The sequence below is a fragment of the Chitinolyticbacter meiyuanensis genome (assembly GCF_008033135.1).
Taxonomy (GTDB): Bacteria; Pseudomonadota; Gammaproteobacteria; order Burkholderiales; family Chitinibacteraceae; genus Chitinolyticbacter; species Chitinolyticbacter meiyuanensis.
In genome coordinates this window covers 1,606,704-1,619,711 of sequence record NZ_CP041335.1, presented here as the reverse complement: position 1 = coordinate 1,619,711, position 13,008 = coordinate 1,606,704, and the positions used below count along the sequence as shown (strand labels likewise).

At 57.1% G+C, this 13,008-nt stretch carries 17 protein-coding genes; 5 read left to right on the top strand and 12 right to left on the bottom strand.

The window, feature by feature from the left end; genetic code table 11:
- The first annotated feature begins 145 nt into the window (after positions 1–145).
- Genes FLM21_RS07855 through FLM21_RS07845 form a run of 3 tightly spaced genes read left to right on the top strand, consistent with a single transcriptional unit; the run spans position 146 to position 2,587 of the window.
- A complete protein-coding gene (locus FLM21_RS07855; RefSeq protein WP_148715043.1) occupies positions 146–697 on the top strand; it encodes an AAA family ATPase in 552 nt (183 codons plus the stop codon).
- Positions 694–2,220: a PIN domain-containing protein gene (locus FLM21_RS07850; protein ID WP_148715042.1), complete on the top strand. Its 1,527-nt coding sequence runs from the start codon at positions 694–696 to the stop codon at positions 2,218–2,220. The genes FLM21_RS07855 and FLM21_RS07850 overlap by 4 nt, the downstream gene beginning before the upstream one ends.
- Positions 2,192–2,587, top strand: coding sequence for an ASCH domain-containing protein (locus FLM21_RS07845; protein WP_222846793.1), 396 nt, complete (start codon positions 2,192–2,194; stop codon positions 2,585–2,587). Before FLM21_RS07850 ends, FLM21_RS07845 begins: the two co-directional genes overlap by 29 nt.
- A gap of 50 nt (positions 2,588–2,637) precedes the next feature.
- Here FLM21_RS07845 and FLM21_RS21100 read toward each other — a convergent pair whose 3' ends face one another.
- The 3 genes from FLM21_RS21100 to infA all read right to left on the bottom strand — a co-directional run bounded on the left by FLM21_RS21100 (position 2,638) and on the right by infA (position 4,130).
- The gene (locus FLM21_RS21100; RefSeq protein WP_222846792.1) at positions 2,638–3,342 is read right to left on the bottom strand and encodes an antA/AntB antirepressor family protein; all 705 of its coding nucleotides are present in this window, start codon (positions 3,340–3,342) and stop codon (positions 2,638–2,640) included.
- 319 nt (positions 3,343–3,661) lie between these two features.
- Positions 3,662–3,856, bottom strand: a complete 195-nt coding sequence (locus FLM21_RS07835; RefSeq protein WP_148715041.1) for a hypothetical protein — start codon at positions 3,854–3,856, stop codon at positions 3,662–3,664.
- A 13-nt stretch (positions 3,857–3,869) separates the two neighbouring features.
- The gene (gene infA / locus FLM21_RS07830; protein ID WP_148715040.1) at positions 3,870–4,130 is read right to left on the bottom strand and encodes a translation initiation factor IF-1; all 261 of its coding nucleotides are present in this window, start codon (positions 4,128–4,130) and stop codon (positions 3,870–3,872) included.
- Between the two features lie 477 nt (positions 4,131–4,607).
- On the opposite strand from infA, the gene FLM21_RS07825 reads away from it, so the two are divergent.
- Entirely contained in the window at positions 4,608–5,234 is a 627-nt protein-coding gene (locus FLM21_RS07825) for a hypothetical protein (RefSeq protein ID WP_148715039.1), read from the top strand.
- Here FLM21_RS07825 and FLM21_RS07820 read toward each other — a convergent pair.
- From FLM21_RS07820 to FLM21_RS07805, 4 genes are all read right to left on the bottom strand, one after another.
- Positions 5,223–5,720 (bottom strand): DUF4411 family protein, encoded by a 498-nt coding sequence (locus tag FLM21_RS07820; RefSeq protein ID WP_148715038.1) that lies wholly within the window; start codon positions 5,718–5,720, stop codon positions 5,223–5,225. The genes FLM21_RS07825 and FLM21_RS07820 overlap by 12 nt on opposite strands.
- Positions 5,698–6,792, bottom strand: coding sequence for an ImmA/IrrE family metallo-endopeptidase (locus tag FLM21_RS07815; protein WP_222846791.1), 1,095 nt, complete (start codon positions 6,790–6,792; stop codon positions 5,698–5,700). The genes FLM21_RS07820 and FLM21_RS07815 overlap by 23 nt, the downstream gene beginning before the upstream one ends.
- Before the next feature lie 169 nt (positions 6,793–6,961).
- Positions 6,962–8,980, bottom strand: a complete 2,019-nt coding sequence (locus tag FLM21_RS07810; protein ID WP_148715036.1) for a phage terminase large subunit family protein — start codon at positions 8,978–8,980, stop codon at positions 6,962–6,964.
- A gap of 2 nt (positions 8,981–8,982) precedes the next feature.
- A complete protein-coding gene (locus FLM21_RS07805) occupies positions 8,983–9,363 on the bottom strand; it encodes a hypothetical protein (protein ID WP_148715035.1) in 381 nt (126 codons plus the stop codon).
- A gap of 10 nt (positions 9,364–9,373) precedes the next feature.
- Between FLM21_RS07805 and FLM21_RS07800 the strand changes: the two genes are divergently transcribed.
- On the top strand, positions 9,374–9,658 hold the full coding sequence (locus FLM21_RS07800; protein WP_148715034.1) for a hypothetical protein: 285 nt from the start codon (positions 9,374–9,376) through the stop codon (positions 9,656–9,658).
- Between the two features lie 89 nt (positions 9,659–9,747).
- Here the strand turns inward: FLM21_RS07800 and FLM21_RS07795 are convergent, their stop codons facing one another.
- The 5 genes from FLM21_RS07795 to FLM21_RS07775 are packed head-to-tail and all read right to left on the bottom strand — an operon-like array spanning position 9,748 to position 13,000.
- On the bottom strand, positions 9,748–10,341 hold the full coding sequence (locus FLM21_RS07795; protein ID WP_148715033.1) for a hypothetical protein: 594 nt from the start codon (positions 10,339–10,341) through the stop codon (positions 9,748–9,750).
- Positions 10,332–10,949 (bottom strand): hypothetical protein, encoded by a 618-nt coding sequence (locus FLM21_RS07790; RefSeq protein ID WP_148715032.1) that lies wholly within the window; start codon positions 10,947–10,949, stop codon positions 10,332–10,334. The genes FLM21_RS07795 and FLM21_RS07790 overlap by 10 nt, the downstream gene beginning before the upstream one ends.
- Complete coding sequence (locus FLM21_RS07785; RefSeq protein WP_148715031.1) at positions 10,946–11,920, bottom strand: hypothetical protein; 975 nt, start codon at positions 11,918–11,920, stop codon at positions 10,946–10,948. The genes FLM21_RS07790 and FLM21_RS07785 overlap by 4 nt, the downstream gene beginning before the upstream one ends.
- Entirely contained in the window at positions 11,917–12,702 is a 786-nt protein-coding gene (locus FLM21_RS07780; RefSeq protein WP_246120847.1) for an adenine nucleotide alpha hydrolase family protein, read from the bottom strand. Before FLM21_RS07780 ends, FLM21_RS07785 begins: the two co-directional genes overlap by 4 nt.
- Positions 12,695–13,000: a hypothetical protein gene (locus FLM21_RS07775; protein ID WP_148715030.1), complete on the bottom strand. Its 306-nt coding sequence runs from the start codon at positions 12,998–13,000 to the stop codon at positions 12,695–12,697. The genes FLM21_RS07780 and FLM21_RS07775 overlap by 8 nt, the downstream gene beginning before the upstream one ends.
- Between the last annotated feature and the right edge of the window lie 8 nt (positions 13,001–13,008).

Below are 13,008 nucleotides of genomic sequence, written 5' to 3'. Positions count from 1 at the left end.
CTGTGGATGGATTTCCGGGGGCATTACAGACATGGAAGGTTGAAAGTGTTGCAGCGTCGATACGTACCGCTCAGCGTTGATGGACGGAATCAAACTTCGGCGCTAGAAAGGAAAAATATCAAATAACGATAACTTTCCTTACATTATGAACAAAATCACAGCGTTCGTTGGCGGGGCACATGGGGCCGGCAAGGGACACTTCTGCTCAGCGCTGGCTCCTCGAATCAAGGCGGAGCATTACTCCGCAAGCAGCCTAATCCGTGGACGAAAAGACATCGGTCCCGCCAAGGCCGTCGACGGTATCGATAACAACCAGGCCATCTTGATAGAAGAGTTTTCCAAACTACAGGCAACAACGCCTCGGGTGATTCTTGACGGCCATTTCTGCTTGTACAACTTACGCATGGAGATTGAGCCGATCCCAGCTGAAGTCTATAGGCTACTCGGCATCAACCACATTCTGCTTCTTACTGCCGAGCCAGAAATTATCTACTCGCGGCTTCAACAACGAGACGGCAGCAACGTGAGCTTGTCGATACAACAGGTCGCTAATTTGCAAGAGGCTGAAGCTCAACATGCACATAAGGTCGGAGTGTCTTTAGGGCTAACAGTACTTCAGCTCGACGTTGGCGGTGAGGGGATAACTAGCGCGCTTAATCTCGCACAGCAACACCTTACCCAGGTGGGTAATGCATGAAAGTCTTGTTAGACACCAACATCGTTATTCATCGGGAAACCAATAAGGTCGTTCGATCCGATATTGGCATCCTTTTTCGATGGCTGGACAGCCTGCACCACCAAAAATGCATTCACCCTCTCACAATTCAAGAGATATCTGGCTACAAAGATGAAGATGTTGTTCGCACATTTAACACAAAGCTAAGCAGCTATTACGTACTTAAAACTACGGCACCAGACACCGCCAAAATTGCTGAAATAAAGGCAACCAGAGACAAAACAGTCAATGACGTCAACGACTCAAGCTTGTTGAACGAATTAGCCCAAAATCGCGTTGATTTACTTATTACCGAAGATCGAAACATACATCGCAAAGCAAGACTTATCGGCCTTAGCTCTCACGTATTCACGATTGACGGGTTTCTTGAAAAAGCGACAGCAGAGAACCCAGAGCTTGCCGACTATCGAGTCCTTTCAGTTAAAAAGGAATATTTTGGCAACATCAATCTTAAAGACACTTTCTTTGACTCATTCCGACAAGACTATCCGGGCTTCGACATCTGGTTTAACAGAAAGGCCGACGAAGTAGCCTACTACTGTGCCGACGATCAAGACAATGTTGTTGCCTTTCTCTACTTGAAGGTGGAAGGCGCCGATGAAGATCACCGGGAAATAACGCCAGCCTTGACTCCGGCTAGGCGACTAAAAATTGGCACATTTAAAGTCATATCGAACGGTTACAAAATCGGAGAACGCTTCATCAAAGTGATCTTTGACAACGCGATCCGATTTACCGTAGACGAAATATACGTCACGATCTTCGATCACAGCGACAACCATACACGCCTTATACAGCTGCTGCAGGACTGGGGCTTCGTGCCACATGGAACAAAAAATGGTATCGCTGGCGAAGAAAAGGTTCTCGTTCGGCCCTGTACAGCGAAATATGCAGGAACACAGACCCAGCCTAGGCGGGTATACCCTTACATAAGGCCAGATACTCAAAAGTGGATTGTCTCAATTTACCCTGAGTACCACACCGACCTCTTCCCTGACTCGGTATTAAATACCGAATCCCCAGCTGATTTTGTAGAAAATGCTCCGAACCGAAATGCACTATCGAAAGTGTATACCTGCCGTTCAGTGAATCGAGACTTAAAACCTAGTGATGTCGTCGTATTTTACAGGACTGCAAGCGGCGGCTCTGCTTGGCGCACTGCAGTAACTACTACACTGGGCGTAGTGCAAGAAGTGATAACCGACATAAAAGACCAGCAGCATTTTATAGAGCTATGTCGAAGGCGCAGTGTATTTAGTGATCAAAAATTAGCCGAACTTTGGAATTACGACCCTCGAAACAGGCCGTTCGTCGTAAACTTCCTTTATATTTATTCTTTCCCCAAAAGAATGAATAGACAAGCCTTAATTGAAGGCGGTATTATTTCGAATACTTCCATCAGAGGCTTTGAGCCGATGACGAACGAACAATTTGATTTGCTACTAGGAGGCTCACGTGTCGACCGCCGTCTTATTGTCGATTAAGCCAGAATTTGCAAACGCCATCTTTTCCGGAGACAAGACCTTCGAATTTCGCAAGGCTGTCTTCAAGGACAAAACCGTCAAAAAGATATACGTCTACGCGTCGGCTCCAATATCCAAAGTGATCGGTACTTTCGATGTAGATGAAATTATTGAGCGTGCCCCGGCAACACTCTGGGAAGAAACCAACCTCGGCGCCGGCATCACGGAAGATTACTTCTGGGAATATTTTGCGGGTCGCAACCTAGGGTATGCAATTCGAGTAGAAAAGACGCAACTCTTCGAAGAACCGCAAGAGTTGCATGCCATGTTCGGTATTCGGCATCCACCGCAATCTTTCCGATATGTACCCCACAACGAGTATGGTTAATAGTAGGCACGTTGCTTAAAGCCCCGTGGTTCATCACGGGGCTTTTTGTTTCATAACCGGCCGGCGGCGGCGCGGATGATGTCGGGCATCAGGTTGCGGGGTATGGGGGAGCCGGGGGTGGCGATGGTGTTGGGGAGGTCGCCGGGCGGGATCATCAGGGCGCCTGGGGCGATGGGGGTGAGCTGGGCGCGCAGATCTGCGCTGAAGGTAAGCAAGTAGCGGTGGCTGCTCAGCACATGGGCCAGCGCGGCGAGGGCGGCGGCGGGGTCTTTGAGGGCGGCTGGGGGTGGCGGCACGTTGCCTTGCAGGCGCTGGATTTCGACGGCGGCGGCTTCGGACCAATCGAGGTAGGCGGTCTGGATGGCGTGGAGCTGATCGCGGTCGGCTTGGGGCGCGTGGCTGGCGAGGGCCTGTTTCTCGCACAGGATGAAGTAGCGGCGCGCGGCCCTGCCCTGTTCGTTGTTCTCGACCATGGAGAGCTCTTTGGCCATGTCGAGGGTCAGCAGGTAGTCGCGCTTGTTTTGGCCACCCCAACTTGCTTCTGGATTTTCAGAAGCAAGTACAAAGTCCTGATTCTCGACAAACAGATATTTGCGAATCCGCACCCTGATCCAATCCGCGAGCCTGCTCTGTACACGCAGGAACTGATGCAGATCACTGGCGCGGCAGACATGCACAACGCTGTCGCCGATCTGTTGTTCGTGGACGGGGATGAGTTGATCGCTCGGGATGAGCGAGGCGGTTTGAGCAGCCATGATGGCCTCCTTGCGGTTTCGTTGAGGTCACCCCTGTTGAGAGGGTGGTCAGGTACTTCAACACCGCCGCAAGACGGCCCGCAGCTTTCCCCGGCAAGCCGAGTGTTTTATGACTGCGCGCTACCCGACCATAACCGCACGGCAGGCGAAGAAACGCCTGGGCCAGAAAGCTATGGACGCAAAAAAACCCCGTTATCGGACGGTGGGGCTACCGCTTGCGGATGGTGTGTTGAGCACCTGCCGCCAGCTTAGGCCCGCCAGCGCGACGCGGTCAAGCCGCGAGCGCCGTCCAAACGGGGTTTGTCGATCGTGCGACGGATCAGTGCTTGCTACGCACCGAGTCCACGATCACCGCATTGCCTTGGTAACGCGCGCTGCTCATGCCAAGGGCGGAGCGGAACGTCACTTCGAAATCGCGGCCGATCGGCTTGATGTCGATCACTTCAAATCGAACCACTTTGCCTTCGGTTTTTTGGGAGAACGAGTCTCCAGCTTTCAATGTGTTGATATGCATTTTTTCCAACTTTTCAGCGCCGCCTTTGCTGCGGCGTACTGACAACTTTACTTGTAGGGTTTCTATAAACGATGCGGGCCTTGCTGAGGTCATAGGGGGACATTTCCACCTTCACTCTGTCACCCAGCAAAATCCGAATACGGTGCGTACGCAGTCTTCCCGCGCAGTAGGCCAACACGGTGACGCCGTTATCGAGCTGCACGCGAAAGCGTGACTCCGGCAACGCATCGATCACCAAGCCTTCCAGCTCCAGTGTGCCTTCCTTCTCTTTCATGACTATTTCCCTGAGCCACGCTGTGCCAGCGACACCAGGCAAGCGCAATCGAATGGATGAGCGCAGCCGGGCCAACATGCTGGAGCACAGCAAAAGGCACTAAGCGTTAGGCATCAAAGGGGGGTGTTCGCAGAGGGGGCGAAGACCAGCCGAAGAGGCTGAAAGGCTAGAGACTGCTCGAACTACGGTCGTCTTGATGAGGGGAGGACAACTCAAGACCGGGGTAACCCTACACACATTCGAGCACCCTGTCTAGAAAATATTCTCTTTTAAGATTCGAGGATTAGCGGCGGCGGCGGCGCACGCGCTCGAGCCAAAAGCTATGGACGCAAAAAAACCCCGATTTCGGATGCGATGGGGTAACCGCTAGTGGATGGGTGTGTTGAGCGCCGGTGACCATTCTATGACGGGTGTGGAAAAAATTAAGCCCCTGCTATATGATTTTCCAACTCAACTCTATTAACAGCTGATACCAGAATGCTTGATTTAGCCACCATAAAAAAACATTTTATTAGCTTTATTTTTGCTCTTTCCCTACTAGGCGGCTGGTCTGCCTACAACCTCAATGGAACAATTTCATTAAAAGACAAAGAAGCTGAATTTAACAAAAAGCAAACCAATGACCTAAATAAATTTATAGAGAAAATACGCAAAGAGGAAGCGCAGCTTCGAACAAATGAACTTGCGCTTGAAAAGCTAAAATTAGAACTCAGCACAAAGCTGGAAAAGCTAGAGGCTCGCGAAAAAAGCTTGCAAGAAGTCGAGACCCTGCTTGCGGAAAAGGCTTCAACAATGGGGAAACGGGAGGAGCAAATATCAGGTCTTGCTACCGCTCTTATGCCGCTGCAACAGGAAAAACAAACTGATGGGGAAATTCGTGCATTAATGAATCAGTTTGCCGAGACAGGAGTGAACTTGAGCGACACCCCGGAATGCGATGATAAGCAGGGATGGCTACGGTACAACCAAGCACTAGCCATTCACAAGCAAATTTCCACTTTAGCCAAAAGCTCAAGAAATCTGGCGTCCAAATATGATTATTTTTTAAGCTCAACAGCCCGTTGGAGTTTTGGGCCTGGATGCAAGGTGGCCTCACCCCGCTAGCACGAACCTAGCATCGAGTTTATGTAGAAGCTCGAACGTATTTATCCAAGAAACGTGAAATTCCTCGCACACGTTTGGAATAAGAAACTTCCTTCTTGCATTTACATCGTAGGATTCATGTGTAACAACAACGGCCCCGGTCGCCATTGCCTTTGCGATTAACCAAGGATCGGCCCCCGAAAGAAAATCCTCGAAAGCACCAATCTTCATCTGGGGTGCCCGAGCCGCAATACTTGCTACAATACTTGCATATGCCTGCTGAGTCGCTTCGTCATCGACAGCCAAGAACATATCTCGGTTGTCATGACTCCATTGTGCCAAATCGTCATTGCCCCTACCTAATTCTTCTGCCACCAAGCTGATACTTGCCACTTCAAGCGCTTGATTTTGCATCAGTATCCATTGCCAATAGGCAGGGCAGAAGCTCATGCTGTAATAGCGATTCTTCGCCTCAATCAGCGTATTAGAGTCGAGTAGATGCTTCATTAGTTAGACGATTTGCGTACGATTTTATTTTAGAAGGCTGCAAACCAAGCAGCTTTGCTGCATCGCGCAGCAACACATTCCCGCCAAAGGTTTCAGCAAGTAGAGCCTGACTAAAACGCAGACTATTTTTCGCTCCGGCACTGGCGTAGTAGTTACCCCCAGCACTTTCTTTATCGCGATAGGCCTGTAGCTCTGCGTGATAATAAGCCCAATAATCTTCAGATGTAATGATATGCAGGTCACATGCACGACGAGCAATCACAAGCCGGCTCACTCGAAAGTAAGAGGCCAGCACGGACAAATTATCACGCCAGAAAGCATCGTTACTCCAGTGTTCTCTGAACTCAACCTCAGGCGCCAAAAACTCACCGGCGACTGCGTTGCAAAACGACTCTTCACGCCGATTGCTATTCACTGCAACACTCGAAATTCCGCTGGTTCCAATCCAAATATGGGCCAATTCATGCACAAGTGTAAATAAGCGCGCTGTCGGCGCATCAGCGCTATTGATAAACACCACGGGCGCCATTCGATCGCTAATGGCGAAACCACGAAACTCCGAAACATCAAGTTTACGGTGAGTATTGGAACCCACAATCCCACTGCGCATTACAAGAATGCCATTTCTTTCTGCTGCAGTTATTAACAACCGTAGATATTCATCGTGCGTTGGGCGTTGTTGAAGGGCCGGGATAGCTAACGTATGACGAATATCGTCCACCACTTCTCTTACTGTAGCAGCCACACTAAATCTACCAACAAAAGGAAGTGCCGAGTACTCATGATCTTTTAGGTAATCTAAATACCAGCTTTGTTTTCTGATCACCTCTTTCACTATATCAATCAGATTCACACTGGGTTTATGGGGTGCTTGATCCCCTACCGTGCGTAAATCTGGCAAAGGCAATTCTTCTTCTGGAGGCGCTTGAAGGAAAAGAAAACCGAATGGGACATGCGTTAACGCGGCCCATTTTTGGGCCTGTTTGAAGGTTGGATGGCTCTCTCCATCTTCCCATTCAATGACTTTTTCCGGCTTGACGGGAAGCGCACGCGCGATCTCTTCCGGCGTCATGTCGGCGCGCTCACGGGCCCAAGTAAGGAGGCGAGGATTGATTAGTGCCTGACTCATAGCTTGCAAACAATATACATGTGATTGTTACGCGTCCAGAGCAGCATTCACTATGTTGCGTGATAGCACAGCCTGCCCGGCATCGCTGAAATGGCGGCGCAGCATACCTTTCTTACTGCCGGAGATACAAAGAGCGCGACGCACGGCGAACCGCCCTACTCCGCGCCGCCGGCAGCGCCCGCACCACTGGCACACCCAGCGGCACGTCTGCAGGCTGATCCGCCAGCGCAGCGGGTGGCGGTGGCAAGGCTGGCGCGGCAGGCGTGGGCGGTGGCTTGTCCGAAGTGGCCGGCGCCATGAACAAGCTGGCCTGCAGCAGGCGCTGTTCCACTTCCAGCCATTTGGGCTCGCCCCAGCGATTGATGCCGAGGCGCAGTGCGGCGGCGTAGTTGTAGACGAGGGTGTCGAGCGCTTCGTTGCGCACGCCGGGGCGCGGTTCCCAGCGCTTTTGCACCCGGCCGCCGATGCGGTGATCCACCAGCTTTTCACTGGTGAGCTGCTTGAAATAATCCTCCGGCAGCCACTTGGGGAAGTGGATGTAGTTGCGGCCAGGGGCGGTGAGCTGCAGCCGGCTGTGCAGGGTGTTCTTGATGCGGTGCACGCCCACCTGCCAGCGGTTCACCCCCAGCTTGATCTTCTGGCCGGCCTGATCCAGCTCCACCGGCTTGGGTTGGGATAGCTCCGGGGCGTTGATGGTGTTGGCGCCCTTGATGGCCATCAGGCCACGGTGGGCACGCGGGCGGCAGAAGTTATAGACCTCGTTGGAGCGGTTGCCGTCGCCAGCATCGATGGCACAGGCGGCGATGCGCATCTCGGTGCCGCGCTGGTGGCGCAGCGGGTTCTGCAGGTATTGATCCAGCTCTTGCCACACGGCTTGCTGCAGCGGATCACCCCACAGCACGTGGTAATCCACCACCCAGGCTTCTTCACCCCGGCCCCAGGCCACGATCTGGATTTCCAGCCGGTTGCCCTGCACATCCACCGCGGCGGTGAGGATGAGGCCGCCATGCGGCACCATGCGGTGATCGTAGGCTTCGGCGCGGGCGATCAGCTCGGACATCACGGCCTGCTCGCCCTGGCGCTCGTAGGGTTCGCCCAGATCCAGGGTGACCACTTTCTTGAGCAGTTTGTCTTCGCCCACAGCAAGCTCGGCCTGGGCTTGCTCCCAATCGCGGGCGATATCGGCCCAGCTGCGCCAGCCCAATGGGGAATACAGACCGGGCACGTGGTAGCCCCGGCTGCGCGGGCGCTTGCTCACGGCGGTGGGGCGCGCTTCGTAGCGCTCCAGCATCCAGGTTTTGTAGCGCTCTTCGATGCCGGCGCCGCAGGCTTCGCAGTAGAGGCGCACGTCTTCGGGCTTGCCCTTGGGCCAGCGGATGTTTTGCCAGCGAATGTAATCCATGTGGCCGCAGTGGGGGCACGGCACGAAGATGCGGCGCTGATCGGTTTCCTGGTAATCCTTCCAGATGCGGCTTTCGTCCAGCAGGCCGGGCGTGGAGAGCTTGAACACCTTGCGGGTGCGCTTGTAGGTGTCGGTGCGCTTGGTGGCCATGCCGACCGGATCGCCCTGCTTGTCCACATCCAGTGGGTAGCGGTCGATCTCGTCCAGCACCAGGTAGCGCACGGCGCGCGATTGCAGGCTCTGGGCGGAGTTGGCGCCGGTGATGGCGAGAAAGCCGCCGGGGAAGCGCTTGTAGCGGGCGGTGTTTTCGCCTTGGCGGCTGCGCTGGCCAGCGACCTTTTCCTTGAGCACCGGGGTGTATTCGATCAGTGGGTTGATCCGCTCTTTCACGTATTCCTTGGCGGCATCCACCGTGGGCTGCACCAGCATGGCGGGGCCGGGGGCGATGTGCATGACGAAGCCGAGGAAGTTGTTGGCGGTTTCCGAGCCGGAAATCTGACCGCCCTTCACCAGGATGACTTCGTCGACCTCGTCGTTCACCGGCGAGAGATCGCGCATCACGTCGCTCATGAACGGGGTGCGGGCGCTGCGGTATTTACCGGATTCGGCGCTGGTGGGCGGTAGGAAGCGGTAGGTGTCGGCCCATTCCAGCGCGTCGATATCCGGGTCCGGCATCAGGCCGGCACACCAGGCGGAGCCGACCACGCGGCGGCCTTGGGCGAGTGGCATGCTCAGGCCTCCTGTGGGTGGGGTTGCTCGGCCGCGGCGGTGGGGCTATCCGGGCTGGTGGGTGGATCGGGTTCATCCGCCGTGGGCGTGGGGTCGGGCTCGATCTGGTCTGCGGCATCCGCCACAGCTTGCAGGGCGGTGCGCAGCTCGCGATTCAGGATGCGGGCGCATTCCGTGGGGGTGGTTGCGGCGGCGAGCTCGTCCGCAATGCGGGAGGGGATGGCCATCACCGCATCGCGGATCTGTCGGGCGATCTCGAACTGGGCCTGGGTGACTTCGTCCACGTAGACCAGGCGCTCTTCTTCCAGCTCATTGGTGAGGCGGCGGCGCTGCACGTCTTCCAGCATGTTGAAGTACTGCGCTTCCATGAAGTTGCGCGGCACCAGGCGGCGGATGTCGCTGATGTCGGTGCTGGTAGAAGGCGCTCTCGCTGCGGCCTTCGTCGCCCTCGCCTTCCCGCTTCTTGCGCTGGCCGGCGCCGCGGGCGCTTTGGGCCTTGTCGATCAGCGATCGCAGGCAGACATCGGCGTAATCCGGGTCGATCTTGCCTTCTACGGTCTTGAGCTTGCCGGTTTTGATGTGGTGCTGCAGCGTGGAAAGCGCCATGCCACGCGAGGTGGCATAGCCGCGAAGGGACATCAAGGTGCTGTGTTGTGCCATGACCGAACTGACCGATAACCCACAAAGTGACCGAGAAAATGACCGAGCCGGTTTCGGCCCGGAACTAGCGCGGGCTTGGGGTTGTTCTCACCCGCAAGCCGCATTGCTTATAGGGTCCCCGGCGCTTTGGGGCGCTTGCGTTTTGGCTCCCGCTTGAACCGCAGCGGCAGTTTGCGCTGGATCGGGCACCTGGTAGGCCGCCGCCCCGCGCTGGGTGTCACCCACTCCCGCACCCTGGGCTCCGATACCTGCATGGCAGCAGCCACCACCCTCACCGGCACGCCCCATCGCACCATCTGGTTCGCCATCGCGGGCTCGTCCATGTGCTGCCAACCCAGCGTGATCTCACTGGCGCGCCGCTGCACATTGGCCTCCTGCAGGTACTGGCGCACGCGCCGCTCCGAGAGCTTCAGCAGCCGGGCGATCCACGGCGCATCGATCTGATGCTGGGTGGCGAGGTACACGGTCAGCCCCCGGTTACGCAGCGGTTGCAGATCCAGCAGCGGGATGGTGTGTGTCTCCCCGCCCATATGCCGCGCCATCAGGCTGGCCGTACGGGCGCCCACGATGTTCACCAGCTCGTGCTCTGGCGGGATGGATGGCGGCACGTAGAGATTGCGCCCGCCGAAGTAGGCCGAGAGGATCAACGCAGCTTCGATCCCGACCACATCCGCCAGGGCAGAAACCTGCTTCAGCGACATACCGTGCCCTCCCCGCGCAGGCCCAGCGCGCTGCGCAGGCCCTCCAGTGCCTTGATGCCCACCTCGGTGCGCTTGTGCGGCAGCGATTCACGCGGCGCCTGGGCTGGGATGGGCGGGCAGATCTGGCCGGCAAGCCGGTTGGTCAGCGCCCGCATCCACTCGCTCTTGTTGCGGCTCCAGCTGGCGCCCTCGATCCGGCGCAGGCCGAAGTCCCGCGCGGCCCAGTACACAGCCGGGCTGGACCACTGGGCCATACCCAGCTCATCCAGCGGCGCCTGAGTGCGGGCCTCGTCGAACGCGGCTTCGAAGTCGATCAGGGGCAGGCACAGGTCGGCCAGCTCCACCACCGTGGCCGGTGGCAGCGCGCTGCGATCGCGGGAGCGCACCTCGGCGAGCTTGGCCAGGGCCTGCTTCACCATGGTGTATCGCACGCCTCGGGCGTACAGCACGGCCGCCGCTTCCTGCTGCCAGCCCACCCGGGCGGCATCATCAGCAAATCGGCTGCGCCAGTCTTCGCCGTACAGCGCCAGCAACCGTTCCCACAACACCTGCACCGGGATCAGGCCATCGGTGCCGGCCGGCATCAGCCACGGGTTACGCGTTGTCATCGGTGACCTCCGTAGTCCTGCAGGCCGCGCCGGTATTCCGCTTGCGTCAGCCCTGCCTGCTGATACACCCGCACCTTGAACTGCTGCGGGTCTTCATCCCTGCCAGCCACAATGCCCAGTTCACTGGCTTTGGCCTCGATGCCCGACCACGCCAGGAACCACGGCTTGCCTCGAATCGTGTCTGCACCGCTGGCAGGCCTATTCCCCATCCTGCTAGCCGACTGCGCCATTTCGTTCAGCATCGGCAGCAGGTAACGCACACCGAACGCCTGCGTACCCTTGCGCATGCGGGCCGTGGCCACTGCAGCCAGCCATTCCGCATCGGGGCGATCCAGCAGCGGCAGCACATCGGCGTGGCTCAGCTGCGTGGGCGTGGTCTGCACACCGTGGGTGCGCAGCAGCCTGCACAGCAGTTCCAATCGATCCGGCGGCGCGGTTGTTGCTACGCGCGCAGTCACTGCTGGTGGTATTGCCGCTGCTGCTTCTATGGAAAGAGGGTTTTCTCTCCGAACCCCCGATATATCGCCCTCATGGCGATGCGCAAGCTTGTGCTCACACCGCTTAAACCCAGCATTGGCGCGGGTTGGCTCGGGGGCTGACGGTGTTGCCGTCATGTTGCCCTCATGTTTTTGGGCGGATTGGCGGCTAGTGGCCAAAACGAGGAGCAAAACGAGCTTGCGCTCCTTGGGATCGCGCATCGAATAGCGCTTCACCAGCCCCACGCGCACCAGCTCGTCGACCAGGTTGTGCACCTCGTCCTTACCAGCCCGCCACGCAGCCCTGCGGCTGCCTTGGGGTGGCGCGTACTGCACCTCGATGCCCAGGCGGCCATAGGCGATGGCATGCGCCACGCCCACCAAGCCGGTACCGATATCCATTAGCGGCCGCAGGCCAGCCACATACAGCCGGAAAGCCTGCAGCGAGCAGCGCATCAGCGCGTCCAGCTCGTGTTGGTTGAGGAGGATGTTCATGCGGCGGCCTCGTCGTAGCAGCCACAATCCAACTCAATTCGGCTTTCAGGAATAAGCTCTATCTGCCGGGAACGAAAGTCCACCAACTGTTCCCACGCGTAATCGCGGCCGAGCCCCTTCACGACGGAAAGGTCTGCGTTCCGCTCCATGGCAATCGCACGGTCGAGTAAATCAGGATGTTGGCGGCGAAGCGCCAAGATTTCGTGCTGCTTCGAGCTGGGGCAAAAGAAACAGGCGGACTTGCCAGGTTGGGGAAGGCCAGCGCGCTCAATGGCAGCAACGCATTCATCGCGTCCCCAGTCCCAATCGATCAGGGGGTACCAGTAGAGATACTTTTCATCTTTTGCGATCTTGGCTCGCCAAGGCTCATCGGCGTCGTAGCCGATCACCTTTCTCACCAGCTGCCCCTTGGCCCACGCAGCCTGCGCAGGCGGCCAATGGTTCACAAATTTTTCCTGCGGGTAGACCTTGTGCTTGAGGCTGCAACCTTTGCGACCGTAGGCAATGCTCGGCAGCATGTGCCGTTCAATACACAGCTGCTCCAAGGTAATCGGTTCGCCCTCTCGGTTCACCTGTTGCACCGTTTGGATATCGGGAAATCCAACCGCAGCGCACCATTCACGCATCTGCTCAACATGGCGGTAAATGCGTGGCAGCTCGCCACCGGTGTTCGCCATCAAGATCAAATCGGGGTGGATACCCTTTTCCCTCATACCGCAGAGCATGGCCACGCTGTTGGTACCCGCGCCGTACGAAACAATCAGCGGAGCAGCCTCAACCATTCCGAGCCTCCACCCGCAGCAACAACGTCACCGCCAGCACCCCACGCTCATCGCCCTGGGTCACCACGTTGGCAAACTCCAGCTCGCGCAGTTCGCGCTCCAGCTCGCCAAACTGCAGCGGCCGGCCGAACGCCTGCACGGGGCCGATCAGGCCGCTCAACTGCTTCAGCAGCTCGCGGCGCGGGCCCAGGATCTGAGCGCGGTCAGCCAACCGCACCAGCCCCACGTAAACGCACGCCGCCAGATTGCTGCAGCGCTTCAATGCCAGCGCCTCGCTGGCCAGGATCGTGATCGACATCGCCGCGC